Source organism: Bacteroides faecium (assembly GCF_012113595.1).
Taxonomy (GTDB): Bacteria; Bacteroidota; Bacteroidia; order Bacteroidales; family Bacteroidaceae; genus Bacteroides; species Bacteroides faecium.
In genome coordinates this window covers 5,306,552-5,332,009 of the sequence record NZ_CP050831.1, presented here as the reverse complement: position 1 = coordinate 5,332,009, position 25,458 = coordinate 5,306,552, and the positions used below count along the sequence as shown (strand labels likewise).

Annotated in this window: 27 protein-coding genes; 22 read left to right on the top strand and 5 right to left on the bottom strand. The window is 41.2% G+C overall.

Annotated elements, in window-relative coordinates:
- Nucleotides 1-387: 387 nt before the first annotated feature.
- From BacF7301_RS19965 to BacF7301_RS19895, 15 genes are read left to right on the top strand one after another with little or no spacing between them, the layout of a single operon-like run.
- Nucleotides 388-1,353 carry a glycosyltransferase family 2 protein gene (locus BacF7301_RS19965; RefSeq protein WP_167965596.1) on the top strand — a complete coding sequence of 322 codons (966 nt, stop codon included), beginning with the start codon at nt 388-390 and terminating at the stop codon, nt 1,351-1,353.
- A complete protein-coding gene (locus BacF7301_RS19960; protein WP_167965594.1) occupies nt 1,338-2,057 on the top strand; it encodes a glycosyltransferase family 25 protein in 720 nt (239 codons plus the stop codon). The genes BacF7301_RS19965 and BacF7301_RS19960 overlap by 16 nt, the downstream gene beginning before the upstream one ends.
- 28 nt (nt 2,058-2,085) lie before the next feature.
- Nucleotides 2,086-3,246, top strand: coding sequence for an ATP-grasp domain-containing protein (locus tag BacF7301_RS19955; RefSeq protein ID WP_073345988.1), 1,161 nt, complete (start codon nt 2,086-2,088; stop codon nt 3,244-3,246).
- 32 nt (nt 3,247-3,278) lie between these two features.
- A complete protein-coding gene (locus BacF7301_RS19950; protein WP_167965592.1) occupies nt 3,279-4,295 on the top strand; it encodes a polysaccharide deacetylase family protein in 1,017 nt (338 codons plus the stop codon).
- Nucleotides 4,296-4,339: 44 nt separating this feature from the next.
- Nucleotides 4,340-5,329, top strand: coding sequence for an acyltransferase family protein (locus tag BacF7301_RS19945; protein ID WP_167965590.1), 990 nt, complete (start codon nt 4,340-4,342; stop codon nt 5,327-5,329).
- Nucleotides 5,301-6,605 carry a glycosyltransferase family 4 protein gene (locus tag BacF7301_RS19940; RefSeq protein WP_167965588.1) on the top strand — a complete coding sequence of 435 codons (1,305 nt, stop codon included), beginning with the start codon at nt 5,301-5,303 and terminating at the stop codon, nt 6,603-6,605. The genes BacF7301_RS19945 and BacF7301_RS19940 overlap by 29 nt, the downstream gene beginning before the upstream one ends.
- A 35-nt stretch (nt 6,606-6,640) precedes the next feature.
- Nucleotides 6,641-7,864 carry an O-antigen ligase family protein gene (locus tag BacF7301_RS19935; RefSeq protein WP_022136911.1) on the top strand — a complete coding sequence of 408 codons (1,224 nt, stop codon included), beginning with the start codon at nt 6,641-6,643 and terminating at the stop codon, nt 7,862-7,864.
- A gap of 14 nt (nt 7,865-7,878) precedes the next feature.
- Nucleotides 7,879-9,021, top strand: coding sequence for a glycosyltransferase family 4 protein (locus BacF7301_RS19930; RefSeq protein WP_167965586.1), 1,143 nt, complete (start codon nt 7,879-7,881; stop codon nt 9,019-9,021).
- A gap of 9 nt (nt 9,022-9,030) precedes the next feature.
- Nucleotides 9,031-10,182 (top strand): glycosyltransferase, encoded by a 1,152-nt coding sequence (locus BacF7301_RS19925; RefSeq protein ID WP_167965584.1) that lies wholly within the window; start codon nt 9,031-9,033, stop codon nt 10,180-10,182.
- Nucleotides 10,183-10,192: 10 nt separating this feature from the next.
- Nucleotides 10,193-10,747 (top strand): LbetaH domain-containing protein, encoded by a 555-nt coding sequence (locus tag BacF7301_RS19920; RefSeq protein ID WP_167965582.1) that lies wholly within the window; start codon nt 10,193-10,195, stop codon nt 10,745-10,747.
- On the top strand, nt 10,740-11,654 hold the full coding sequence (locus BacF7301_RS19915) for a glycosyltransferase family 2 protein (RefSeq protein WP_167965581.1): 915 nt from the start codon (nt 10,740-10,742) through the stop codon (nt 11,652-11,654). The genes BacF7301_RS19920 and BacF7301_RS19915 overlap by 8 nt, the downstream gene beginning before the upstream one ends.
- A gap of 32 nt (nt 11,655-11,686) precedes the next feature.
- Nucleotides 11,687-12,454 carry a glycosyltransferase family 2 protein gene (locus tag BacF7301_RS19910; RefSeq protein ID WP_022136906.1) on the top strand — a complete coding sequence of 256 codons (768 nt, stop codon included), beginning with the start codon at nt 11,687-11,689 and terminating at the stop codon, nt 12,452-12,454.
- A 1-nt stretch (nt 12,455) separates the two neighbouring features.
- On the top strand, nt 12,456-13,394 hold the full coding sequence (locus tag BacF7301_RS19905; protein ID WP_167965579.1) for an NAD-dependent epimerase/dehydratase family protein: 939 nt from the start codon (nt 12,456-12,458) through the stop codon (nt 13,392-13,394).
- Between the two features lie 2 nt (nt 13,395-13,396).
- Nucleotides 13,397-14,386, top strand: a complete 990-nt coding sequence (locus BacF7301_RS19900) for an MraY family glycosyltransferase (protein ID WP_167965577.1) — start codon at nt 13,397-13,399, stop codon at nt 14,384-14,386.
- Complete coding sequence (locus tag BacF7301_RS19895; RefSeq protein WP_167967261.1) at nt 14,376-14,771, top strand: WbuC family cupin fold metalloprotein; 396 nt, start codon at nt 14,376-14,378, stop codon at nt 14,769-14,771. The genes BacF7301_RS19900 and BacF7301_RS19895 overlap by 11 nt, the downstream gene beginning before the upstream one ends.
- 75 nt (nt 14,772-14,846) lie before the next feature.
- Here BacF7301_RS19895 and BacF7301_RS19890 read toward each other — a convergent pair whose 3' ends face one another.
- The 3 genes from BacF7301_RS19890 to BacF7301_RS19880 form a co-directional block, all read right to left on the bottom strand.
- Nucleotides 14,847-15,260 (bottom strand): N-acetylmuramoyl-L-alanine amidase, encoded by a 414-nt coding sequence (locus BacF7301_RS19890; RefSeq protein ID WP_167965575.1) that lies wholly within the window; start codon nt 15,258-15,260, stop codon nt 14,847-14,849.
- Nucleotides 15,261-15,264: 4 nt separating this feature from the next.
- Nucleotides 15,265-15,372: a smalltalk protein gene (locus BacF7301_RS19885; RefSeq protein ID WP_022136901.1), complete on the bottom strand. Its 108-nt coding sequence runs from the start codon at nt 15,370-15,372 to the stop codon at nt 15,265-15,267.
- A 99-nt stretch (nt 15,373-15,471) separates the two neighbouring features.
- Nucleotides 15,472-15,969 (bottom strand): HU family DNA-binding protein, encoded by a 498-nt coding sequence (locus tag BacF7301_RS19880; RefSeq protein WP_022136900.1) that lies wholly within the window; start codon nt 15,967-15,969, stop codon nt 15,472-15,474.
- 220 nt (nt 15,970-16,189) lie between these two features.
- Here BacF7301_RS19880 and BacF7301_RS19875 point away from each other — a divergent pair, with 220 nt between their 5' ends.
- The gene (locus tag BacF7301_RS19875; protein WP_044653407.1) at nt 16,190-16,408 is read left to right on the top strand and encodes a DUF4248 domain-containing protein; all 219 of its coding nucleotides are present in this window, start codon (nt 16,190-16,192) and stop codon (nt 16,406-16,408) included.
- A 147-nt stretch (nt 16,409-16,555) separates the two neighbouring features.
- Here BacF7301_RS19875 and BacF7301_RS19870 read toward each other — a convergent pair whose 3' ends face one another.
- Both BacF7301_RS19870 and BacF7301_RS19865 read right to left on the bottom strand, forming a co-directional pair.
- On the bottom strand, nt 16,556-18,391 hold the full coding sequence (locus tag BacF7301_RS19870; RefSeq protein ID WP_167965573.1) for a DUF3987 domain-containing protein: 1,836 nt from the start codon (nt 18,389-18,391) through the stop codon (nt 16,556-16,558).
- Nucleotides 18,392-18,465: 74 nt separating this feature from the next.
- Complete coding sequence (locus BacF7301_RS19865; RefSeq protein ID WP_167965571.1) at nt 18,466-19,092, bottom strand: BT4734/BF3469 family protein; 627 nt, start codon at nt 19,090-19,092, stop codon at nt 18,466-18,468.
- 166 nt (nt 19,093-19,258) lie between these two features.
- Here BacF7301_RS19865 and BacF7301_RS19860 point away from each other — a divergent pair, with 166 nt between their 5' ends.
- The 6 genes from BacF7301_RS19860 (at nt 19,259) to rsxC (ending at nt 25,454) form a co-directional block, all read left to right on the top strand.
- The gene (locus BacF7301_RS19860) at nt 19,259-19,411 is read left to right on the top strand and encodes a hypothetical protein (RefSeq protein WP_167965569.1); all 153 of its coding nucleotides are present in this window, start codon (nt 19,259-19,261) and stop codon (nt 19,409-19,411) included.
- A gap of 233 nt (nt 19,412-19,644) precedes the next feature.
- Nucleotides 19,645-21,207 carry an ATP-binding protein gene (locus tag BacF7301_RS19855; RefSeq protein ID WP_167965567.1) on the top strand — a complete coding sequence of 521 codons (1,563 nt, stop codon included), beginning with the start codon at nt 19,645-19,647 and terminating at the stop codon, nt 21,205-21,207.
- Nucleotides 21,208-21,235: 28 nt separating this feature from the next.
- Complete coding sequence (locus tag BacF7301_RS19850; protein WP_167965565.1) at nt 21,236-22,492, top strand: FRG domain-containing protein; 1,257 nt, start codon at nt 21,236-21,238, stop codon at nt 22,490-22,492.
- A gap of 228 nt (nt 22,493-22,720) precedes the next feature.
- A complete protein-coding gene (locus BacF7301_RS19845; protein ID WP_167965563.1) occupies nt 22,721-23,146 on the top strand; it encodes a SoxR reducing system RseC family protein in 426 nt (141 codons plus the stop codon).
- Between the two features lie 7 nt (nt 23,147-23,153).
- Entirely contained in the window at nt 23,154-24,092 is a 939-nt protein-coding gene (locus tag BacF7301_RS19840) for a Fe-S cluster domain-containing protein (RefSeq protein WP_167965561.1), read from the top strand.
- Nucleotides 24,093-24,116: 24 nt separating this feature from the next.
- Nucleotides 24,117-25,454 (top strand): electron transport complex subunit RsxC, encoded by a 1,338-nt coding sequence (gene rsxC, locus BacF7301_RS19835; protein ID WP_167965559.1) that lies wholly within the window; start codon nt 24,117-24,119, stop codon nt 25,452-25,454.
- Nucleotides 25,455-25,458: the final 4 nt, after the last annotated feature.

Here is a 25,458-nt window from a genome sequence, read left to right as displayed (position 1 = left end):
AGAGTTATTGGGAGGACGCCACAGTATGTAAAATTACTTCTACTTGTTTCTATCTTATTGCTTACGCCAGTATGTCCGATAGACTACATTAGTATACCATTTACTATTCTTGTGTTTGCTGTATTTTACACTATGCCATTAAAAGATTCTGCTGTATATAAACAGTTACGAGTTTATTCAATTATTATTTATTGTATTCATGGAACAGTATTGGCTGCTATATCATTTCTTTTACACCCAAGTACAATTATGTTAACCGTTATCGCTGTGTTTATTTGCATAATTGTAGCAGTGGTTGTTTATAGACTTTCGATGGTTCCCCGCTTCAAACTTTTGCAATTAGCTTATTGATATAACCTGTCCTTTGATTGTAATATTTTTAGATTTATGCCTTTAGTTTCAATTATCATACCTGTTTACAACGTAGATAAATATCTACGTACATGTTTAGACTCAATTATCAATTGGACATTTACCAATTGGGAGGCAATCCTTATAGATGATGGAACGCCGGATAATAGTGGCGTCGTCTGTGATGAATATGCAGTAAAAGATACGCGCTTCAAGGTAATTCACAAACAGAATGAAGGTGTCTCCGTTGCTCGTAATTTAGGGCTGGATATAGCAAAAGGACAATGGTGTTGGTTTGTTGATTCAGATGATCTTATTGATTCAAATACACCTGTTGATGTAGAATTATTGAAAGAAAAAGATATAGTAATGTTCGACATTAAGATGTTTAATGATGGCGAAGCAATTCCATACGCTGTTGAAACTATATCATATGATGAATGCGATAACTTAGATACTTTTTACAAAAGGTGGATTTCATATACGCATCCAACTATATGGTATAACCGGAAATTTTGGGATAAAAATGGAGAGTATGCCATTCGTTTTACAAAAAGTATAATATTGGGCGAGGACTTGGAATTCATGCGTAAGTGCGAGTTGCTGACAACCAATCCTATAAAGATTCATTATACCAATTATTACTATCGTCTTCGTGAAGGTTCTGCATATCATAATGCTAACATTCATCAGCAAGTTATAGATGATACTTTCAAAGTTTTGACTAATCTTTATGAGTTTATTTCCAAGTATCACATAAAACCAACTAATGGTTTTCTTCCTCGACTTACAAATCTCGCAACATGCATACCTTCTCATGCTGTAACTGGCAAGATATGGAATCGGCCTTTACAGAAAAAATTTAAAGAAGTTATGAGTAAATACGAACAAAAAAGGATTCATTTGACTTCGGCTCGTTATATTTGGTTAGCGACAAAGCTGCCATGGCTATTATCTTGGGCAACAAAGCTTAAAACAGTATTAACATGCAAACATTCTTGATAAATTTAGATAAAGACAAAGATCGTCTTATAGCAGCAGATGCTCAACTCAAAAGATTGTGTATCGCATATGAACGTTTCCCGGCTGTTTATGCGAAGGAAATGCCAAAGGAAGAAAGAGATTCAAAAGTGAATTATTTCCGGTTTCGTTGTTGTACGGGGCGAGATATTTGGCTAGGTGAAATAGGTTGCTGTTTATCTCATTACTCACTTTATCAGAGAATGATAGATGAAAATATTCCTTATGCGTGTATATTAGAAGATGATATTGTTTTAACGGAAAATTTCAAATCTACAGTAAAACGAGTGGAACTCTTTTTAGAACACAGTCTACCTCAGGTTTTTCTACTTTCAAATTATACTAACGAGGTGGTTGATGGAGAAGAAATAAGAGAAGTAAATAACGGATATTGTACTGATGCTTATATAATTACTCAACCTGCAGCAAAAGCTCTCTTGAAAGAGAATTTGCCAATTTGTGTTCCTTGTGATCATTGGGCACGATGGGTACGGCACAAGGCTATAAAACTTTATGTAGTTCTTCCTTCTGTTTGTACACAAAATAATACAGATTTTGTGACTAGCATTCCTAGTAATGGGGAAAAAAAAGTGAGCGACATGTCGTTGCTTGAGAAAATTGGATTTAAGGCTAGACGAGTATTAGGGAGCTCTTTTGATTATATTCTTTATAAGTTGCATAAATAGCTTTTCTTGATTACAAAAGTAATTTGTTATGAAAAAAAAAGGTACAGACAATAAGATTATTGTTATTGGCGGAAGTCACTATAATACACTTGGATTGATAAAAAGTTTAGGCAAAAAGAGATATCCAATTATAGTACTCTTGGAACATTGTAGACTCGATTGGTGTAGTTTGAGATTCAGTAAATATATATCAGAACTTTATCATCTTGAATCATTGGACAATGCACTTGAGATATTGCGTAAGAATTATTGGAACGAGCCTAATAAGCCTATTATTTTATGTGCTAGCGATGCTTCAATATGTTTTTTAGATAATCATTATGATGCATTGAAAGATAAATTCTTTATTTTTAATGTGAATGAGCAGCAAGGAATGATAAATCATTATATGAATAAATGGAATACATTTTCTATAGCTGAAAAGAGTGGATTCTCAATAATAAAATCCTATCATATTGCAAATAAGGAGGATATTCCTAAATGCATCAGTTTTCCTTGTTTAATAAAAGGTAATAGCAGTGTTACTAGTTTAAAAACAGATATGTTCAGATGTGAAAACGAAGAAGAATTAAAAAACTGTTTTCATGAAGGAGTTGATTATCTGCTGCAAGAGTATATTGATAAAGATTACGAAATAGATGTTGTAGGTTTTGCGTATAATCATGGTCAAGACACTATTATTACAGGAGCAGTGAGAAAGATTCGGGATGATTTGCAACGACAGTCTGTTTACATACGTTTAGATGATATTAATGATTACCCTCAGCAAATCAAAAAATCGATTTCTATATTTTTAAAGGAGATAAAATATGATGGAATTTTTAGTATAGAACTTTTATGCAAAGGTGATAAGTTTTATTTTTTGGAAATAAATTTGCGTAATGATGGGAATGGGTATTTGTATACGGCTGCGGGGGTAAACTATCCACTGTGTTGGGTTAAATACTGTACAGGAACACTAACTGAAGATTATATAGAATCCATTCGGATAAAAACTCCTTATCTGTTAATGCAATTATTGGATATTTATAATGTATTTGAGGGAAAGGTCTCATTCCTAAAATGGTGTTGGCAAGCAATAACAGCAAATGCTTATTATGTATTAGATTGGCATGATCCTAAACCATTTATCCATATAGTTGTAGTTAGCGTAAAGCAGGTTAGCAAGAAAATATTAAGATTGTTATAGCCTTTATTAGTAACAGAAATATTTTGTAGTACATGACAAAATTGATAGCTCAAATATGTTATATTTTACAATTGCATAGATTGGCGTATTTTTTCAACAGGGATAGAAAACGAATCATCACATTTCATAATGTATTGCCAGACGATTGTTTTGAAAAAAATGTTGCAAACGGAGTCTCGTGTTCGCTATCTGATTTTAAAACCATCATAGATGAAATTTCACGTTTTTATGGTTTTTCATTGGATCTTGACGATGCAAAGACTGTAACGGTAACTTTTGATGATGGGTATCAGAATCAAGTGGAAATTGCAGCCCCATATTTGTTTGCAAGAGGTATCCCAGCCTATTTGTTTGTTTCTGGGCAATTATTGCCGCCAAATAGTGATGATGGTGAGAGAAATGAAGAAGCTAGACCACTTACTATTGATTTGCTTTTGCATTGGGTAAGCTATGTGCCAAATGGTGAATACAAACTTAGATTTGGTGAAAGATGCTTAGATATTCATGTTACTGACAATAATCGTCTACAGATATGGTCAAGCGTGTTATGGCCTGCATTTCTGGATGATTCTATTTCAAAGGGGGTGAGGCTGTTGAACGCACTGGACGCAACTTATCCCATTGATTCAGTCATAAAATCATTGCCAAAGAAGTATGCTGAACAAAGATTGGGATGTCCAACCATTGAACAACTGAATGAACTTAGAACAAAAGGTTGGGAGATCGGTTGGCATACGTATTCTCATTATCCATTAGCAAAACTTTCACATGAAGAAAAAATAAAAGAACTGATGTCAGATTTGAAATGTTCTAGCAAAGTGTTGTCCTTTCCTTTTGGTGGTCCTCAAGAAGTAGATTGTGAGTGCTTGGAAATAGCGAAATCTATGAATTATTCTACAGCAGTTAGTAATGTTAATGTTGTGAATACTTTGTCAGGAAAATGGTTTCGTTCAAGGATGAGTTTGAGTCCTGAACCTGCATTATTGCATTTTGAATTGAGCGGTTTAAGATATATAATCAAGCATAGAAAACTTTTGCCTAAGATTTAATTTTTGGATTAAATTTTTTCTATATAATCAATATGATGTGTATAATGATACAAAAAACTTATTTAAGAATTCCCGAGTTAGATTACATGCGTGGGCTAGCAATGTTATTTGTAGTTATGGGGCACATTCTTGAATTTGGAATGCAGGCAGATAGTTATCCACGAGCATTTATGAGCATTGTTCAAATGCCTATATTTTTCATGATAGCTGGTTTCTTTGCTTATAAAGACGGAGATGAGAGTGTGAAAGCTGTTGTACATCGTTTTGTGTTGCGCACCAGAGCGTTGCTTGTTCCGTTAATAGTATGGTCGGTATTGCTAAACGTCTGCAATGGTGTTGTAACATCTCCACTATCAATGGTATACAGGGGTGGGTATTGGTTTTTTTTGGCATTATGGTGGTGTGATGTTATAAGTACATTGTGTGCTTATGCGTCAAAGAAGTTCAAGTATGGTATAGTGTCAGATATAGTTCTTTATTCTACCCTCTATGCGATTATACTTATAGGCAAAATAGAGGACATAGAACTTGCAGGACTGTTGCCTATACAAAATGTACAGTACTACTTCCCTTTTTTTGCACTGGGTATAATGTGCCGGAAATATCCATGTATATATAGTGCTGTTTTGAACAAATATACATATGCATTAGGTCTCGTAACGGTTATTGTGGGATGGTATTTCTCTTACTTGCAGAGCTATGCAATATTTGCTACAACAGCTCTTGGTGGCTGCGTGGTAATATGGATGGCATGCAAAGAGATTCCTGACAAAGTAAAGTGGGCTAAAGCATTGAGCATTGTTGGCAAGAACACGTTACCTATATATGCTATTCATTATTTGTTTATAACAACTTTGCCACAATGTTTGCATGATGTAGTCAATGTACCTATGGGCTTTTTCTTACAATTTGTCATAGCATTTGCATATGCTGTTATTGTGGTAATTTTGTGTCTTATCATAGACCGCATTATCTCTATTAACCCTATCACTAGAATGGTATTTTTTGGCGAAAGTAAGAAAAGAGAATGGTAATTTGAATGCTATTTCTAATCTTATTAATGTAGAAAAGTTTATTATATATCCTGTGAAAAAGCTATATATATCTATTACGCCTTTTTTTCCTACGAAAGATTCCTTTAGAGGTCCTTATGTGTATGATCAAGTAAAGGCAATTGAAAAGAATAGTGACTATGAAGTCATAGTATTTAAGCCTAAGTGTCCTTGGACAAGGACTATGACCTATGACTATGAAGGGATAAAAGTGTACTACTTCGATAGTATTGAAATGCCTTCTTATATTCTGAATGGACTCACAAATGATATTAACTCCTACCTATTCATAAAGAGAGTCAAAGAACTTGGTATTCAGATTAATGACATTGCAGTAGCTCATGGTCATACTTCTCAGTTTGCTGCCTATGCTTTGGCTCTGAAGAATCTTAACCCAAAGATAAAAGCTATCGTTCAACATCATGATTGCGATCCCTTTACCATACGTAATGGAAAATGGGCGAGAAAAAAATGGAATGCAATTTTTAGAGCAAATAAAAGTATTGAATTGTTTGAGAAAGTGGATTTGCATGTTTGCGTCAGTGAAGGAATGAAAGATTCTTTACTGAGTTTTCCTAATGCACCGCAACATCTTTATTATGATGACTACCGCAATGCATTAAGTGCTGTGAAAGGAGTTCGTAAACCAAAAATAAAGGATGTTTATGTATTATATAATGGAGTTGATTGTGAAAAGTTTAAACCCTTGGAAAAAACGCAGGATTTAGAAAGAAGAGTAAACATTAAGCCTTATACCATAGGTTGTATAGCAAACTTTGTGGAATTGAAAGATCAAATAACACTCCTTAAAGCACTAAAAATACTTGTTGACAATGGCATTCATGATATTAAAATAATTTTTGTTGGCTCTGGCCCCACATTGAGCAACTGTAAACAATATATAGTTAATAATAATTTGACACAATATATTGAGATACTTTCTGAGTTCGAGCATTCTCAATTGAGGGGATATTACCAATCGTTGGATTTATTTGTGTTGCCAACTTATTTTGAGGGATTTGGATGTGTATGTACTGAGGCGGCAGCCTGTGGTGTACCATTTATGATATGTAAGTATCAAGGGGTTGCTGAATATATTGGGAAAGATGATGAAGATTTGTGGACATTTGAACCACATGATTATAAAACATTGGCTAGATTGATTGCTAATGCTAAATCGCAAAATTTGAAGCAGACTTTGATACATCCATATGATATAAACACTCTTGTTTCAGGGTATTTGAAGTATATCAGTTAATAAATTTTTTATTATATACGTTGTGATGAATTACAATGAATAAAATTCTTAACTATTTGATAAACTTACCTGTTTTTGCAAATGTAGATGCTACGATCAATTGTAAGCGAATGGCGTGGTTGTTTACGATAATTGCGATAAATGGCATAACAGGTTTTAGTATTCCATTATTAGGAAGTATATATATTCCCGTGTGTATGGTTTGTTTGTTATATATATTGGCATGTGGCAAACTGAAAATCGATGGACTGTATGTGGTAATGTATATAGCCTTTTTTCTAAGTGCATTAGGGGCAACTGAACCTTTTTTCAACTCTAATATCCGGTACTTATTGTTTCTATGTGTAACATTACTATGTACGTCATGTATTTCTTCTCCTACAGCAATAGCTTTTAGGAGTCTTGTGTACCGTAATATATTAATACTTCTCACATTTCTTACAATAGGTTCATTTGTGTGTTATTTCCTCGGCATTAATTTAGTGCGTAAAGATTTGATGCATGATGTTACGTCAGCAGGTGTATTCGGAGGACTCTATGCGCATTCAATGTTACTTGGACCTATGTCTGCACTTGTGGCATTGATGTTTCTTAACACATATGTAGTTTATCGTAAAAAGATTCTTATTGCACTTTTTTTTATAGCGGCAGCGGCAGTTGTAATGTCAGCAAGTAGAGGAGCTACATTGGCTATGGTTGTACCTATTGTTTATTCACTTTTTTTTATGAAAGACTTGGGTGGTGGCCGAAAGGCTCTTATTGGATTGCTGGTAGTAACATCAATTGTAGCTATACCTATTGCAGATAGAATTGCAACGGGATTGATAACTAAGCAGCAACGTAATGAAAAGGCTGGTAGCACATTTGATAGTCGTGAGGATAAATGGGATAATAGAATACGAGAATTTGAGGAGAATCCGGTTTTGGGAATTGGGTTTTGTTCTGTTGATTTGAGGAACTCAGAAGATTATAATGCTGCGGGTGGGGTAGAGTCAGGCTCTACTCATTTATCTATTCTTTCTATGACAGGAGTGGTTGGTATGATACCCTATTTATGTGTGTTATTAAGTGCATACAAAAGTGTACGTAGGGATAGAAGCGTAGTGGCCCAAATGAGAATGTATATGTTTCTTGCAATGATAACACATGCTATGTTTGAGGGGTATGCTTTATATGCAGGTGGGTTTCTCTGCTTTGTTTATTGGTTGATGATTGGGCATTGTGCTGATTATAAGAAAATGAAAAATAGGTTGGAATAAATAATACTTGAGGTATGACAATAGTATTTGTATCAATAGCATTGAATATTCATCAGGCTTGTGTTGCTGATGAACTATATAAATTGACCAATGGAAATTTTTGGTTTGTGGAGACAGGTGATGTTGATAATGACTATAGCAAAGGTGGAGATATGAATGACTTTTCTAGCCGACCCTACTTGATTCGGTTGGCTGATGGTAAGGAATCTGTGCAGAAGGCATTGAGGTTAATTCGTGAGGTAGATGTGATGATATACGCTGCTGCGCCTTTGATATTTTTAAAAGAGAGGATTCGGACAAACAAAATTACATTTATTAATAGTGAACGTTGGTTGAAACGTGGGGTGATAAACTTACTGTCTCCTCGTTTACTTAAACAACAGTGGTATTATCACACTTCTTGTCATGGTAAGCCATTCTATGCTTTGTGTTCGAGTGCTTATGCAGCAGGAGATTTTCGTTTAATGCAGTCATTCAAGAAGAAATGTTATAAATGGGGATATTTTACTGCTGTACCAGATATTGATATTGAAGTTATACAAAAGGCAAAGCGAAATGCTTCCACTGTAAAAATCTTGTGGGTAGCAAGATTTTTACAGTTGAAGCATCCGGAACGGATGCTTCAACTGGCTTCCTTGCTTTATCGTGAAAAAGTGGATTTTATAATCAATATGATTGGAACGGGTCCCGAATATAGTAAAATAGAAGCTTTAATACAACGTAAAGGTTTGAAGGGGGTTGTTCACCTGCTTGGTAGTATGCATAACAGTAAAGTGATAGAGACTATGCGCATGCATGACATTTTTTGTTTTACCAGTGATAAGAATGAGGGATGGGGTGCCGTACTCAATGAGGCAATGAGCTGCGGATGTTGTCCTGTAAGTTCCATAGAGACAGGTTCAACTCCTTATCTTATAAAAGAGGGCATAAACGGCTTTTCATTTAATCTTAAGAAAAAGAATGATTTATTCGATAAAGTACTTTGGCTGATAAAACACCCTAAAGAACGCGAAAGAATGAGCATAGAGGCTTACAAGACAATACGTGATGTGTGGAGTCCAAAGAATGCTGCCGAGCAATTGTATAAATTGTGCCAATCGATGTTACAAGGTGAAAATTATGTAGTAGAAGACGGTCCTTGTTCAAAAGCAGAATAATTAAAAATAATGAAAGTATTACAGACTATACAGGGATTATCAGCTTCATCTGGTGGTCCCAGTACTTGTACTCGTGACCTTTTGGAGGGGTTGGAAGACTTGGGAGCTACAGTTCATTTACTAACTACCGAAAGCGCTGATGGTAAGGGACCTAATTTGGGTAAAGGGAGTGGCTGGCTTATTGAAGTGGCAAATGATTATAAAACGCCTTTAGCTTTTTCTGCCAATTTGCAGCGTGCTTTAGCTGAATCTGATTGTGACATTTACCATACTAATGGTTTGTGGATGTATTCTAACCACGTAACTTGTAAAATGGCACGTGCCAAAAAGAAGCCATATATTATTTCTCCCCATGGTATGCTGTATCCTTCTGCACTTGCTATTAAGCGATGGAAAAAGTGGCCTATGCTGAAATTATGGTTTAATAAGGATGTGCATAACGCGACTTGTCTACATGCTACCTGCAAGCAAGAAATGGAACATTGTAGAACTTTCGGCTATAAAGGTCCTATTGCGGTAATTCCTAATCCTGTGGTTTTTCCAAAAGGAGTGGAAGCTATTGTCAATAAACCTGAAGGTCGTAAACAGATAGGCTTTTTGGGACGGTTGCATCCTATTAAAAGAGTAGAGAATCTAATTTATGCGCTTACTCTTTTATCGGAAGAAGAGCAAAGCAGATTGTCTTTACAAATTATGGGTAAATACGATGATTGTTATGAAGAGTTCTTGAAAACGGAAGTTAAGCGTTTAGGGCTGGATGATTGTGTGGAGTTTGTAGGGTTTGTGAGCGGTAAAGATAAATACGATCGTCTATCACGCTTATGGGCATTGATGGTTCCCAGTACGCAAGAGAACTTTGGTATGATTGTACCTGAAGCTCTAATTTGTGGTACACCAGTATATGCTTCATTGGGTACGCCTTGGGGTGAATTGAATGAGTGTCAGTGTGGATGGTGGAAGGACAATGAACCTGAGACTATTGCGAAGGTGATGCTTGAAATATTGAGTATGTCGGAAGCTGAAGTTGTAGCTATGGGTGCTCGTGGGCGCAAGCTGATGGAAGAAGAATATGAGCAACATAAAGTGGCTGGTATGATGAACGATTTATATAGATGGGTGGTTGGCAAATGTGCCAAACCGGATTTTGTATATACTCTTTGATTAGTGTCTGATGGAAAAAATAGATTTATCAAAGTATCATAATACATTAGGTCGAAAGCATCAATGGGTGCGTTTGGCTTGGAGTATTGTGTGGGGGTGTTTAGCGCGACCGTTACCAAGAAGTATGGGGAGCGGATGGAAGCGTATGTTGCTTCGATTGTTTGGGGCTAAGATTGATTCCACTGCTGTGGTGTATTCATCAGCAAAGGTTTATTATCCAAAGAACTTGGTCATGGGAAGATATTCATGTTTGGCATCTAATGTAGATTGTTACAATGTAGCTTCTGTAATATTAGGTGACAATGTGACTGTATCACAAGGTGCTTTTCTTTGTACAGCCAGCCACGATGTAACAGAACCATTGCATCCTCTTATTACCGCTCCTATTGTGATTGAAGATGCTGCTTGGGTAGCAGCTGATGCTTTTGTGAGCATGGGGGTAACTATAGGTGAAGGGGCTGTAGTTGGTGCTCGGGCTTGTGTCTTTAAGGATGTGGAAAGATGGGCTATAGTAGGAGGGAATCCTGCAAAATTTATTAAGAAGAGAGAACTGAAAAATGAATAAACTTGATTTGACAACTATCATCCTTACATACAATGAGGAATTGCATATTCGCAGATGCTTGGAGAATGTGTGCCCAATCTCTAAAAAGGTGATTGTGGTGGATAGTCCATCAACAGACAGCACTGTAGAGATTTGCAAGGAATTTGAAAATGTGGAAGTTGTTGTTCACAAATATCCGGGTAATCAAGCGGAACAGTTTAATTGGGCACTTGATAATGTAGAGATATCGACAGAATGGGTGCTGCGTATTGATGCAGATGAGTACCTTCTGCCAGAATTGATGGAAGAAATTGAAGCGAAGTTGCCTACTTTGCCCAAGGAGGTGACTGGTATAGAGTTGAAGCGTCGTCACATCTTTATGGATAGGTGGGTAAAGCATGGCGTATATCCTGTGTTGATTATGCGTATGTTTCGCAAAGGTATGGGCAGATATGACGATGCTCGCTTGATGGATGAGCATATTGCGCTGAAAGAGGGGCGTTCAATAGTGTTGAATAATGATTTCTGTGATCATTCTTTAATTGATTTGGGTGACTATTGTCGCAAACACATCAACTATGCACAGCGTGAAGCTTGCGAGGTGTTGAATGATGAGTTCAACCTTTCAGGGGGTAATGATAGAGACAAAAATGGGGGACTTGGCAAACAAGCAAAAGAGAAACATTACCGCAAGAATGATTATAACAAGCTCCCGTTGTTCTGGCGTAGCTTTGCCTATTTCTGCTACCGTTACATTATGAGAGGCGGTTTCCTTGATGGCAAGGAGGGCTTTTTGTTTGCATTCATCCAAGGATGGTGGTATCGTGCTATGGTGGACGGTAATATCCTAGCCTGCAAGAAGGCTTGTGGCGAGGATAAGGAGAAAATGAAGGTATTTATTAAAAATCGTTGGAATATTTCGCTGTAGGGCTGTATGGTTTAATGACTAATGATAAATATATGAGGATTTCTATAGTAACTGTTACTTGGAATAGCGCTGCAACGCTACGTGATACCATTGAAAGTGTGTTGAAACAAGACTACAAGAATTTGGAATACATCATTGCCGACGGCCTGTCTAAGGATGAAACCGTGAGCATAATCAAGGAATATGAGCCTAAGTTCAATGGTCGCATGAAATGGTTCTCAGAGAAAGACAAGGGGATGTATGATGCCATGAACAAAGGTATCAAAATGGCTACCGGTGACGTAGTGGGCATCATCAATTCGGATGACTTCTTTCATCGCACGGATGTGATTTCGAAGGTAGCGGAGGCTTTTGAACAAAATAAATCCGTCGAGGCTGTGTATGGTGATGTCCGTTTTGTGAATGATAGTGATTTGGATAAGACGGTACGCTATTATTCATCGAAAAACTTTGCACCTTGGCGTTTCCGATTTGGCTTTATGCCTGCACATCCTTCGTTTTATACATATAAGCACAATTTTGAAAAATATGGCTATTACCAGTATGACTACAAGATTGCAGCAGATTATGAGTTGCTGACTCGTTTTCTTTATTCAAATAAATTAAAGTCGAAGTATTTGCATTTGGATTTCATGAAGATGCGAACAGGAGGTAAGAGTACCGCTAACTTGAAGAGTAACTGGATATTGAATAAGGAAATTGTCCGTGCGTGTCGTGAAAATGGAATATGGACATGCATGCCGTTGCTTGGATTGAAATACTTTGTGAAAGTTTTTGAGTTGATTTTTACAAAAGAATAATATGAAGATACTTATAACCGGAATCCACGGCTTTGTCGGAAGTAATATTGTAAAGGCCATGGGACGGAATCATGAGATTTATGGTCTCGACATTGTTGCTCCTGAAAAGGAGGGTGTAGTCAAGACCTTTTCCTGGAATGACCTTGATGAAAATAAGATTCCACAAGTAGATGCTGTTATCCATCTTGCCGGCAAGGCACATGATTTGAAGAAAACATCGGGGCCGGAGATTTATTTCAAGATTAATACTGGATTGACACAGAAAATCTATGACTGGTTCCTTCAGTCATCGGCCGGAAAGTTTATCTTCTTCTCGTCTGTAAAGGCTGCTGCCGATTTTGTTCCGGGCGATATTCTTACTGAGGATATTGTTCCTAATCCTGTGGGGCCTTACGGTGAGTCCAAGATTAAGGCTGAAGAGTATATCTTGTCTCATCCTGCAACCGGTAAGCAAGTGTATATCCTGCGTCCATGTATGATACACGGTCCCGGTAACAAAGGTAATCTCAATCTGCTCTACGGTGTAGTGAAAAGAGGGATACCTTGGCCGTTGGGGGCATTTGAAAATCGACGTTGTTTTACTTCCGTTGGCAATCTTTGCTTTGCCATTGAGGGTTTGCTTACCAAAGATGTCGCTTCGGGCATCTACAATATGGGAGATGATGAGTCTTTGTCAACGAACGAGCTTATTGCAGTCATTTGCAATGCGCTGGGTAAGAGAGCACACATCTGGCATCTACCCAAGGGATTGATGAACGGCATGGCAAAAGTGGGAGACGTTTTGCACCTGCCGCTGAACTCGGAGCGTTTGACGAAACTTACCGAAAACTATGTGGTGAGCAATGCCAAAATAAAAAGGGCGCTGGGGGTAGATAAGATGCCCATACGTGCCGAAGAAGGACTGACACAAACCGTTAAATCATTTGCAAATACAAAATAAGTATGGTCGTATATCTGTTGATAGCAGTATTGTTGCTTGTTCTTGAATTAGCATATTTCAAGGTTGCCGATAAGTGTAACATAATAGATAAACCCAATTTGCGTTCATCGCACAGTTCTATAGTGTTGCGTGGCGGTGGTATTATTTTCTTGTTTGGAGCCTGGCTTTATGCCGCCTTTTATGGTTTCACATGTCCGTGGTTCCTGTTGGGGCTCACCATGTTGGGTGGCATCAGTTTTGCCGATGATATTCATTCGGTACCCAATAAATTTCGACTGATTGTACATTTCGCCGCTATGACGCTTATGTTCTATCAGTGGGGCATTTTACTGCCTGAGTATTGGTGGGTGGTTATCATTGCACTTATAGTATGTACAGGTATTATCAATGCGTATAACTTCATGGACGGCATAAATGGTATCACCGGTGGCTATTCATTGGCGGTATTGATTCCCTTGTTGCTCTTGAATATGCAGGAGGAATACACCGATAACAACTTTATCATTGTGACTTTGTTGAGTGTATTGGTGTTCTGCCTGTTCAACTTCCGCACCAGGGCAAAATGCTTTGCCGGTGATGTGGGCAGTGTCTCCATCGCATTTATTCTGCTCTATTTCCTGGGCTCTTATATTTTACAGAGCGGAAACTATTGGGCTATAGTGCTGTTGATGGTATATGGTGTGGACAGTGTGCTTACTATCTGTCACCGCATCATGCTACACGAGAATATAGGTAAACCCCATCGCAAGCATGCTTATCAACTGATGGCTAATGAACTGCATATTAAGCATGTGACGGTGTCCACCATCTACATGATTGTACAGTTGGTAATTTCTTTGGGTGCCATCTATCTGCCGGTGAACAAGTATCTGTATCTCGTAGTGGTGTTGGTGCTGCTGTGTGTAGCCTATATATTGTTCAAAAAGAAGTATTATCATTTGCACGAAGAGTATCTGCGTGCTAAAGCTAACGAAAGGGATGATGGAAATTAATGACCAATTGCTTGATGAGTTGCTGTCTCAAGCTGAGACCAATGAGAGACGCCGTGTCAATCTGGATTTGCGTAATGGCGATGGAGACACTTCACAACGTATGCTCAATGCCTTGCAACCGGGAACGCATGTTCCCATTCATCGTCACACAACGACTAGTGAAACCGTAATTCTGCTTAGAGGTCATGTCACCGAACTTTTCTATAACGAAAAAGGAGTTGAATGCGGTCGTTATGATTTGAATCCCGTGAAAGGTGTTTATGGTGTTCAAGTCCCCGTTGGAATGTGGCACACTCTTATTGTACATGAACCTTCTGTTATCATAGAAATGAAAGATGGTGCTTATGTGCCCATTACCATGGATGATATTTGGCAGTACGAATAAATTCAGGGTTATTATAGAAAATATAAGACGAATGGCTGACAAAGAAATCTTCTGTCAGCCATTCGTCTTTTTAATTTATACCTGCAAATACTCTTTTACCGCATCATAGCACGGACATCCCTTCATCGGATTCAAATCATGATGCCCCACAATCAACGCTTTCGGAAACTGTCTCCGCAACTCCCTCAACAAAGCAAGCAACGAGCCCTTTTGCTCCAAGGTACGAGTATCCTTCGGCTTTCCTTCCGCATCCAGCCCGCCTTCGTAGCAAATACCTACCGAATGTGCGTTATGGTTCCGGCAGTGTGCCCCAACCTTTTCAAGCGACCGTCCCCGATGGATTTCCCCGTCACGTGTGATATAGAAATGATAACCGATGTCACGAAATCCACGATGGTGGATATGGTCTGAACGACAGGCTTCCGCCGAGAGGGATTTCCCCTCCGGCGTAGCACTGCAATGAATGATAATTAGCGTAATAGTCCTCATTAGCCTACATACAGCTTTGCACCCCGAACACACCGCCGATGGCGGTGGCTACAGTGATGATAATTTTGAGAACCAGGCTCCATACGGAGCGGCGTGATGATGAATTGCTCATAAGTCGATTTTTTTAAGATTAAATAATTTAATATTAGCGAGCCCTTCGCAAACAGAAGGGCTCACAGAAAATAGGAGAGACAGGAGATAGGGACAAGGGTTAAGCTGCCGGATCCGGAGTCTCTCCACCATCATCCGGGTTCGGATCAGGCGTATTGCCGGAATCCGAACCGGAACCGCCGCCACCGGAAGTGGTAGGCTTCTGATACTCCGCCTGCTGTCTCAGTTGGCTGTCGAGCTTCAGGTTGGTCGTTGACAGATTGCCGGTGGCACGTGCCTTGAGTCTCATACCGGTGATATTCTTCTCCAGCGAAAACTCTTCCAACGTTTCAGCAGCCTTGCTGCGGATACCTACACCGAAAATGGCAAGGTCGTCAATTTTCACACATTTGCCATCGAGCAGCAACTCCTTGATGCAGTCCACCATATCGGTGAGCACACCCTTGATGACACCGCCGGAATACGGTGAATTGTGTTTCGACATATGTTCGGCAAGCTTGCCTAAATCATACGTCTCATCGCTTACCGCACGGGCGAACCACTTTCCCGCATTCAAGCCTTTCTTCTGTTGGTTCTGATAAATTTTGTAACGAATCATAAAACAATAAATTAAAGGGTTATACATGGTGTCTCCGGGATTCTTTCCCCTTTCGACGATACAAAGATACAACCCCGGACTACCCGAAAATCGGTTGTGTACCGTTATGCTCATACCTTGTCGGTTATATGCAATTAGGGTCGGTTATTCAATGGAAAAACGTTGGTTATGTGGAAATATTTTGTTACTTTTGTGACAGTAAATCAGAAACTTATCCATCATGAAAGAATTCAGAATACGTGCGTATGGACGCATGGAGCTGGCGCAACTCTATTCTCCCGAACTTACCGATATTGCCGCTTACCGGAAAATGAAGAAATGGATCCTACGGTGTCCCGGACTTTTACAACGCTTGTATGATTTGGGTTATCAACCGGAACATCGCTCTTTCACACCGTTGGAGGTGAGGGTGATTGTGGATGCGTTGGGCGAGCCTTAGGAGAGCAGCGTTTTACAACTGCTAAAGCGGCGCTTTAGAGGACGTAAAGCTAAGCTTTAGCACTCGTAAAGCGCCGCTTTGATACAGACAAATCGCTACGTTGTTAATAACGGGCAGGTACAGCAGGTACACTTTTCCGGGGCTCCCTTACACACGCACACGTGCGTGCGCGTAAGTTCCTTTTCCGTCTATACTGATGAACACTCCGCTTTTGGTCAATCGTTTCAACCAGGTGAGGGCAGTGTTTTCCTTGATTCCCATGGCAGCTGCCTGTTCCAACAACTGTGCGCGGGTAAATTCTTCACCCAACTGTTCGAAGAGGAAATCCCGGTCGGCATTAGAACGGTGACTGATTTCTACGGCAGGAAGGAAAGACAGGATATGCGTGGCATGACAGTAGAGAGGTTCAGCCAGTGCAAGCACAGCTTTAAAGTCCTCGGGAGTAATAGTTACGTCCCAACGGGTAATAATACCGTCATTGATGTTGTCAGTAGGAATTTCCTTGTCGGGAGTAAAGCTGGAAGCAGGGGATACCTTGAACTGATAAGACTGCGGACTTTCGAGAGCACGCAATACAGCTACTTCCGCCATGATACGACACAGGTTGACAGCCAGGCGGGCTACGAAACTGTACATCTCCCTGCCATTAGCTATGCTCGAACGGGAGAACAGGCGGGAGAAGAGTGCGTCGAATTCTTCTTTCTGTCCAACCGTGAGCTGGAGTGTGTGAATTCCATGTGCTTTTATCATATCCAGTTTCCCTTTCCATTCCAATCCCATAGCGGTAAATACCTCTTCCAAATTTATCTTGTCCTCTGTAAACTGGCTCACCCATTTCCAGATGCCGTGCAGGTAGTAGAACAGTTGACGGGAGAAAGCACCGTCTTCTGTCGTCGGAATAAAAGTTTTGACTTGTGAGGGTGTTCCGGAAATCAGGACGGAAAGAAAGCTCTTTTTAACTTCCCGGTATTCCTGGTCCGTACGGCGGTTGTAAGACAAGCGGTCGTGGTCGAATGCTTTGCGGAGCGTGTCGCTCCAGTGGCCGTAATCCGAGCCTATGGCAGTGGAAAGGGTATCCGCTTCGGCTTCACAGATAAGTCCTGTTCCTTCGGAATCCATGATATTTTGCAGGATACCCGTGCCGGTATTATTACCGGAAATGAGAAACATCCTGTTGGCAGGAATTTGCGGAGCTTCCACTTTAGCACGCTCTTTGCCCATTGCTTCGTAAGCCGCTTTCTCTCTCTTATATGCTTTCATCTGTACGGCCACTTCTGTACGAATCTGGTCGTGGATAGGTTCTACGAGCAACCGGATATAGGAAAGGATGCTTTTGCCGGAAGCGGAAGGAGCGATGACGAAACATTGCATACAGGGATACTGGTATTTACCGCCATAAGAACAACGCACATACCGTTCCATGGAAGAACCTAAGGCTGTCAATGCTCCTAATAGCATGATGTCATGTTGGGCCGCAGTGTTTCCATAGCTTATGATACGTTGCAGAAACTCCGGCCAGTCAGCTTCGGGGAAGGTAGGTAGCGGATGCTGCGGTTCACTGCCCGGCAATAGTTCTTCTTCTCCGTTTCCGCAAGTTTCGTCATTTCTTACCTTATTACGCGCGCACGTGTGTGTGAGAAAATTGCGGGGTGTACCTGCTGTACCTTTTGTACCCGCCGGGCTGTTCATAACTTCGTCTTTGCGGATGGTTACCCCTGCGGTTTCGGCGAGGTGGAACACTGTGCCCAGATGTATGTCGCCATGTTTCGTGGTGAGTGCGTTGGAGAATACCCTGTCGGCTTGTTCACGCTGATATTTGGCGGACATGCGGCAGAGACGGTGAAAATAGTCGCGCCCGGCTTCGCCGCAATCTGTGGCGATGGCAAATGCCAGTTGTACGTACTCAATGTAAGTCGGGGCGATATCCGCTCCTGCCGTTTCGACTGTCTCGGTGAGGCGGTGTAGTGATTCAATGTCGTTCATTTTTCTTGGATTGGGAATTATACAATTGAGAAATATAAATTCGTATATGGTCAGGCAATGACTTATAAGTCATATCAGATGTTTCTGAATAAGGCTTCGGGGTCGTGGCTTAGGAAGCAGGCTCTTACCAGGTCTTTCCCTGAACCGTCTACGCCTTTGGCAGTTGTCCGGGCGGTGATGTCCGTTGCCGGGGCGTAGGCCATTTCGACATATTGCATGGCTCTGTGGATGCTTTCTGTGACATTCCGTATCTCGTCTGCCGGAAATGGCGTGCCGGTCGGGACGAATGCTTTCACGCCCCGGCCGCTGGGGCTGATATACGTAAGTATGGGGCGGAGGAAGGGATCGTCGAACAAGGTACGGCGCATTCCGGCGGCTTCTTCGTAGGAGTCGAGGTGGTCTACATCTATCACTATCAGCCGTGAGGGGGATAGGAAGCACTTGCTGTTGCGACGGGTGAAGGTGCCGCAGGGGGTCACGTAAGGCAGGAGTGTGGCTTTTGCCGTCCGCATATCCGGGGTGTTGCGTACTTGTTCGGTCAGGAGCCTGAGGTCTTCGTTGCAGGTGATCATCTGGAAAACTTGTTCCACGGAGATTTCGCAGAAGGGGAGAAGGGTGGCGGGGGTGACAATTCGTCCTTCTTCATTCCTGACGGGGGCGATGGGTGGCATGAAATAGGACATTCTGTAGTTGTTTGGCATATTGTTTTGCTGTAATGAGTTTAAATTTTTACCTTTGCGAAAAAAACACGAATGTGCTTTAAAACACGGTGTAAAATTAGCAAATACGAAATAAACATCATCCCGACATATGGGATGAAAGTTAAAATAATTAATCGTTATGGTGTGTTTTTAACAATAAATAAGAATGAAAAAAGAAAAAGCTTGTTATGAGAGTTTGGGCGCTTGCATTTGGGAGTTGCAAGACCGTTTGGGTTTGAAGAATTCTGAAGTACATAAGGCAATAAACATCGGTCATTCTACCTATAATGATGTAAAAAAGGGCTGGATGGCAGATTGAGTCATTACGTAGAAGTTGTCGATTTCTTTTTTGACTCCTTTAGTGAGGAGGAAATCGAGGCGTATTGGGATAAATGGAAGTTGCTGTATCTGGAGCACAGAAAGAGAAGAGAGGAGGAGCGAGGAGAACAGTGAAAAAACAGATAAAGTGAAAGAGTTGCAGGCGGGAAAAAATTTCCCGCCTGCCTTTTCTGAACGGATATTTTTTGTAGCTTTGTGAAAAATATGATTGATATGGCAGATTCGCAAAGATTATACCCTATTGGGATACAGACATTCTCGAAGATACGTGAGGATAATTTTCTCTATATTGATAAAACGGAATATGTGTACCGACTGACACATTCGGCTTCCAGCTATTTGTTTCTAAGCCGTCCGCGACGTTTCGGGAAATCTTTGCTTACCAGTACCTTTCATTGTTATTTCGAAGGACGGAAAGAGTTGTTTGAAGGACTGGCTATGGAGGCATTGGAAACGGAATGGGTACAGCATCCGGTATTACACTTCGACATGAGTACTGCCAAACATGTAGACAAGGAGCAACTGAACGCGGAACTGGAATTGAAGCTCATGGCTTATGAGGAGATTTATGGACGTGTAGAAGAAGAACTGTATGTCAATCAGCGTTTGGAGGGGCTTATTAAACGTGCTTACAAACAGACCGGCAAGAAAGTGGTGGTCTTGATAGACGAATATGACGCCCCTTTGCTCGATGTGGTTCATGAAGAGAAAAACCTGCCGCAGTTACGTAACGTGATGCGTAATTTTTATAGTCCGTTGAAGGCGTGTGACCCTTATTTGCGCTTTGTCTTTCTTACGGGGATAACTAAGTTTTCGCAACTCAGCGTGTTCAGTGAACTTAATAATATAACCAATGTGAGTATGTTGCCTGATTATGCTGCCATTTGTGGTATTACAGGTGAGGAACTTCGTACTCAGATGCTTCCGGATGTAGAACGTCTGGCTGTCCGCCTGGGGATTACTGCTGAGGAGATGTTGGACAAATTAAAGGAAAATTATGACGGTTATCATTTCGCATGGCCGTCACCCGATGTCTTCAATCCTTTCAGTTTGCTTAAGGCGATGGCTTTGGGAGAGATTGGCTCCTATTGGTTTGAGAGCGGTACACCCACTTATATTATAGAGATGCTGCGCAAATATGCCGTGTTGCCGTCAGAGATCGGTGGGGAGGAGGCATCACCCAGTGATTTTAACGTGCCTTTGGAGCTGGCTACCAATTATATGCCGTTGCTTTATCAGGCAGGCTATCTTACGATAAAGGGGGCGGATTTGGAATTTGACGCTTATATGCTTGATATTCCTAATAAGGAGGTACGAGTCGGTTTGATGAAAAGCTTGATACCGTCTTATGTGATGAGCGACACGCACGAGGTGAACAGTGTGGTGCGTAATTTGGCGCGTAACATTGTGAGGGGAGATATGGAAGGCGCCTTGAAGTTGCTTCAGACTTTCCTTGCCACTGTGCCTTATTGCGACAACACAGATTATGAGGGGCATTATCAGCAGATGCTTTATGTGATATTCTCATTACTGGGTATTTATACGGATGTGGAGGTGCATACGCATAAAGGACGGGTGGACATGGTGCTTCGTACCAGGACTACTCTCTATCTGGTGGAATTGAAGTTGAATCAAAGCGCGGAAGCTGCCATGAAGCAAATTGACTTGCAGCAATATTCCGACCGTTTCGCTCTCTGCGGGCTTCCGGTGGTGAAGGTTGCGATAAATTTCAGTGCGGAGACCCGGACGATTGCAGATTGGGAGATTGTTTTATAATAAGTTTGGAAGATTTTTTTAAGGTATTATGGTGACAGGAAACGAATATATATTTCCAAATATAGATGACGCATTGGCTTATGTGTTGGATAATGAACAAAGAGCGTTGGCGGCAGATACAAAAAGGCAGACTGCTCCAATTATGATAAGACCACCTTTTCAGACGTCAAATGTGACAAAAAGGCAGATAACAGTGGATAATTTAGATTTTCCTTTAAGCGGATATTTTAACAGTGCGCCATCAGATAGTTTTATTATGTCTCGGTTGGCGTCAGGTAGATATGCTTTGAAGCCCAATCTTCGTGAAAGAAAATATTTGTTCCGTGGTGAAACGGAATTTCATTCTCCGTGCAGTCCTAATTTATTTCGCAACGTGAAACAAAAGAGATACATCGGAGAGTTGGCTACCGGTCAGGAAATGATGCTTCTGATGTTATCACATCCTTTGGTGCAGTTGCTGGATCTTGGTGTTGAGCTAAATGGTCGGCTATTCCGCTTTGAAATGAATTTGTTTGGTTTGACTCAACATTATTATAATAGAACTTCATTATTAGATTTGACTAGCAAACCACAAGTGGCGTCATTCTTCGCAACAACTTGTTATGATTGGAAAACTGATAGTTATTGTCCCATTCTGGATGAAAATCATACACCGGGTGTCCTCTATTATTATTCGTTGGATATTGCAAGTGATTTTAAAATGAATTCACTTTCTACGATAGGATTGCAGGTCTTTCCACGCAGTGGCAGGCAGTGTGGCTTTCTCTATGATGTACAAAAAGGACAAGACTTTAATCTTCTCTCAAAATTGCAGATGGTGCGATTTAAACATGATTCTGTAATTGCCAAACGTATATTTGATGAATTTCATGGTGGTGTGGACCTTTTCCCTGATGATATTTTGATGAATCATTGGAAGGCTTTCAATCGTGATAGAATGGTGCTGTCTAATAGAACTGTTTTGGCTAATCAGATAATGAATTCTAATTCATCAGTAGAAGAGCTAACTCATGAATTGGAAGATTTAGGATATGAAATTCAAGATTATATACCAGCTTTTACACAAGATGAATTAGATAAACATTATGATGCGGTTAAAAAAGGACTTTGGGATGAATTTTGCTCAAAGTTGTACATTCCAGGTGATGATGGCTCTATGATGGCTGCATTAAAGTCTCTTCCTTACGATTATCGCTATCAATGGGCTTTTGAAGCTGGTGTCTCACATTCTATAGATTACAATCAGGGATTTGTACTGAAAAGGTTTGCCAATTGTTTGAGATAGGAAAGTGTTTACCTGTCCGAAAGAATTTTATTCATATTGTATATGTTGTGAGTGCATATGTGTGAGATAAGATGATAAGTCTTTCAAATAGTAGCCATATCTTTTTCCGTGTGCGATAACGAAAACAGAAGAAATAACAATTTATTATGTAGAAAAAATATGGAGAATGCTTCGTAGTTCACAAATAATGATTAAATTTGCCGCGATTTGTAATGTTGAGTTTGCAAAATGACGAATAATACTATAAAGCATCTAGGTATTGTGGAAAGCATACAGGGTTCTCATCTGTCGGTGAGGATTGTTCAGACATCGGCTTGCGCGGCTTGTAGCGCAAAGGGGCACTGTTCCTCGGCGGATAGTAAGGACAAAATCATAGATATAATCGATACTGCGGTTTCTTCCTATCAGGTGGGAGAGAGAGTGATGGTAGTCGGCGAAATGTCGATGGGCATGATGGCAGTGGTATTGGCATTCATAATTCCTTTCGTACTTCTGATTTTTTCATTGTTTCTTTTTATGGCTCTGATAGGGAATGAATTGTATGCAGCACTTCTTTCTCTGGCTATCCTTATTCCTTATTATTTTATTTTGTGGCTCAATAAAACACGACTCAAACAAAAATTTTCATTTACTATAAAACCAATAAATAACTAAGAACATTATGAATTTGATTCTGATTGCAGTGATTTCATTGGGAGCGATAGCGCTCGTATTGGCCGCTATTCTATATCTTGCTTCCAAGAAATTTGCCGTGTATGAAGACCCGCGGATTGCCCAGGTAGGAGAAGTTTTGCCCCAGGCTAATTGTGGTGGATGTGGCTACCCCGGTTGTAGTGGATTTGCCGACGCTTGCGTCAAAGCCGGATCACTGGATGGCAAGTTCTGCCCCGTAGGCGGACAACCTGTCATGGCACAAATTGCTGATATTCTCGGACTGGCAGCAGGTGAAGCTGAACCGATGGTAGCAGTAGTGAGATGTAACGGAACATGCGCCAACCGCCCGCGTACGAACTTTTACGACGGTGCGAAGAGTTGTGCTATCGCCGCTTCACTGTATGGTGGAGAAACCGGTTGCAGCTACGGCTGTCTGGGATGTGGCGACTGTGTGGCTGCCTGCCAGTTCGACGCTATCCACATGAACCCTGAAACAGGGCTTCCCGAAGTGGACGAAGCAAAATGCACGGCTTGTGGCGCTTGCGTGAAGGCTTGTCCTAAAGCGATTATCGAGATCCGCCCGCAAGGTAAGAAGTCACGTCGTGTGTACATCTCTTGTGTGAACAAGGACAAGGGTGCTGTGGCACGCAAGGCTTGTACCGTTAGTTGCATCGGCTGTGGCAAGTGTGTGAAGACTTGTCCGTTCGAAGCTATCACGCTGGAGAACAACCTGGCTTACATTGATCCGAACAAGTGTAAATCTTGCCGCAAGTGTGTGGAAGTTTGTCCGCAGAATACGATCATCGAGCTGAATTTCCCGCCGCGCAAACCGAAGGCGGAAGAAGCTGCGGCTGCTCCGAAAGCTACGGTTGCTCCGAAGGAACCGGCTGCTCCGAAACCGGCTGCTGCCAAAGAATCGGCTGAAGCTCCGAAAGTAACAGAATAATAACAGAATAAAATACAGAATTGTATGTTAAAGACATTTTCAATTGGTGGAGTTCATCCACACGAAAATAAATTGTCGGCACATCAACCTATTATCACGGCGGAAGTTCCTGCAAAGGCAGTTATTCTGCTGGGGCAGCACATCGGTGCGCCTGCAAAACCGATTGTCGCGAAAGGTGATGTGATAAAGGTGGGCACTAAGATTGCCGAACCTGCCGGCTTTGTTTCGGCAGCAATTCACTCTTCAGTCAGTGGCAAAGTGGCGAAGATTGATACGATAGTCGATGCCAGCGGTTATGCGAAACCTGCCATCTTCATTGATGTGGAAGGTGACGAATGGGAAGAGACAATCGACCGCAGCACGACGCTGGTGAAGGTATGTGAACTTCCGGCGGAAGAAATCGTGAAGAAGATTGCCGATGCGGGAATCGTTGGTCTGGGCGGGGCTTGTTTTCCTACGCAGGTGAAACTGTGTCCGCCGCCGTCTTTCAAGGCTGAATGTGTGATTATCAACGCGGTAGAGTGCGAACCCTATCTGACTGCCGACCATCAGCTCATGCTGGAACATGCGGAAGAAATCATGGTAGGTGTTTCTATCCTGATGAAAGCTGTGAAGGTGAACAAAGCATTTATCGGAATCGAAAATAATAAGCCGGACGCTATCGAGTTGATGACGAAGATAGCTTCCAGTTATGCAGGTATCGAGGTTGTTCCTTTGAAGGTGCAATATCCGCAAGGGGGTGAAAAACAACTGATCGACGCGATTACCAAACGTCAGGTGGCCAGCGGCGCACTGCCTATCTCTACGGGAGCGGTGGTACAGAATGTAGGTACGGCATTTGCTGTATATCAGGCTGTTCAGAAGAATAAACCGTTATTTGAGCGTGTGATTACCGTGACGGGAAAGTCGGTTGCGAAACCTTCCAACTTCATGGCTCGTATCGGTACGCCGATGAAGCAGTTGATTGATGCTTGCGGCGGTCTGCCGGAAGATACGGGGAAAGTAATCGGTGGCGGCCCGATGATGGGTAAGGCACTGGTGAATATCGAAGTTCCCACTGCGAAGGGCAGTTCCGGTATCCTGATTATGAATCGGAAGGAAGCCAAGCGTGGCGAGGAGCAGACCTGTATCCGTTGCGCGAAGTGCGTGAGCGCCTGTCCGATGGGGCTGGAACCGTACTTGCTCGGAGCTTTGTCTGAAAACGGGGATTTTGAATCAATGGAAAAAGAAAGAATCATGGATTGCATCGAGTGCGGCTCCTGCCAGTTCACTTGTCCTGCCAACCGTCCGCTGCTCGACTACTGTCGTCTGGGTAAAGGCAAAGTAGGAGCTATGATTCGCGCACGTCAAGCTAAAAAATAACGAA

Coding starts and splice junctions, on each gene's coding strand:
- BacF7301_RS19965 (WP_167965596.1), top strand. CDS start 388: ATGCCTTTAGTTTCAATTATCATACCTGTTTACAACGTAGATAAATAT.
- BacF7301_RS19960 (WP_167965594.1), top strand. CDS start 1,338: ATGCAAACATTCTTGATAAATTTAGATAAAGACAAAGATCGTCTTATA.
- BacF7301_RS19955 (WP_073345988.1), top strand. CDS start 2,086: ATGAAAAAAAAAGGTACAGACAATAAGATTATTGTTATTGGCGGAAGT.
- BacF7301_RS19950 (WP_167965592.1), top strand. CDS start 3,279: ATGACAAAATTGATAGCTCAAATATGTTATATTTTACAATTGCATAGA.
- BacF7301_RS19945 (WP_167965590.1), top strand. CDS start 4,340: ATGATACAAAAAACTTATTTAAGAATTCCCGAGTTAGATTACATGCGT.
- BacF7301_RS19935 (WP_022136911.1), top strand. CDS start 6,641: ATGAATAAAATTCTTAACTATTTGATAAACTTACCTGTTTTTGCAAAT.
- BacF7301_RS19930 (WP_167965586.1), top strand. CDS start 7,879: ATGACAATAGTATTTGTATCAATAGCATTGAATATTCATCAGGCTTGT.
- BacF7301_RS19925 (WP_167965584.1), top strand. CDS start 9,031: ATGAAAGTATTACAGACTATACAGGGATTATCAGCTTCATCTGGTGGT.
- BacF7301_RS19920 (WP_167965582.1), top strand. CDS start 10,193: ATGGAAAAAATAGATTTATCAAAGTATCATAATACATTAGGTCGAAAG.
- BacF7301_RS19915 (WP_167965581.1), top strand. CDS start 10,740: ATGAATAAACTTGATTTGACAACTATCATCCTTACATACAATGAGGAA.
- BacF7301_RS19910 (WP_022136906.1), top strand. CDS start 11,687: ATGAGGATTTCTATAGTAACTGTTACTTGGAATAGCGCTGCAACGCTA.
- BacF7301_RS19905 (WP_167965579.1), top strand. CDS start 12,456: ATGAAGATACTTATAACCGGAATCCACGGCTTTGTCGGAAGTAATATT.
- BacF7301_RS19900 (WP_167965577.1), top strand. CDS start 13,397: ATGGTCGTATATCTGTTGATAGCAGTATTGTTGCTTGTTCTTGAATTA.
- BacF7301_RS19895 (WP_167967261.1), top strand. CDS start 14,376: ATGGAAATTAATGACCAATTGCTTGATGAGTTGCTGTCTCAAGCTGAG.
- BacF7301_RS19890 (WP_167965575.1), bottom strand. CDS start 15,260: ATGAGGACTATTACGCTAATTATCATTCATTGCAGTGCTACGCCGGAG.
- BacF7301_RS19885 (WP_022136901.1), bottom strand. CDS start 15,372: ATGAGCAATTCATCATCACGCCGCTCCGTATGGAGCCTGGTTCTCAAA.
- BacF7301_RS19880 (WP_022136900.1), bottom strand. CDS start 15,969: ATGATTCGTTACAAAATTTATCAGAACCAACAGAAGAAAGGCTTGAAT.
- BacF7301_RS19875 (WP_044653407.1), top strand. CDS start 16,190: ATGAAAGAATTCAGAATACGTGCGTATGGACGCATGGAGCTGGCGCAA.
- BacF7301_RS19870 (WP_167965573.1), bottom strand. CDS start 18,391: ATGAACGACATTGAATCACTACACCGCCTCACCGAGACAGTCGAAACG.
- BacF7301_RS19865 (WP_167965571.1), bottom strand. CDS start 19,092: ATGCCAAACAACTACAGAATGTCCTATTTCATGCCACCCATCGCCCCC.
- BacF7301_RS19860 (WP_167965569.1), top strand. CDS start 19,259: ATGAAAAAAGAAAAAGCTTGTTATGAGAGTTTGGGCGCTTGCATTTGG.
- BacF7301_RS19855 (WP_167965567.1), top strand. CDS start 19,645: ATGGCAGATTCGCAAAGATTATACCCTATTGGGATACAGACATTCTCG.
- BacF7301_RS19850 (WP_167965565.1), top strand. CDS start 21,236: ATGGTGACAGGAAACGAATATATATTTCCAAATATAGATGACGCATTG.
- BacF7301_RS19845 (WP_167965563.1), top strand. CDS start 22,721: ATGACGAATAATACTATAAAGCATCTAGGTATTGTGGAAAGCATACAG.
- BacF7301_RS19840 (WP_167965561.1), top strand. CDS start 23,154: ATGAATTTGATTCTGATTGCAGTGATTTCATTGGGAGCGATAGCGCTC.
- rsxC (WP_167965559.1), top strand. CDS start 24,117: ATGTTAAAGACATTTTCAATTGGTGGAGTTCATCCACACGAAAATAAA.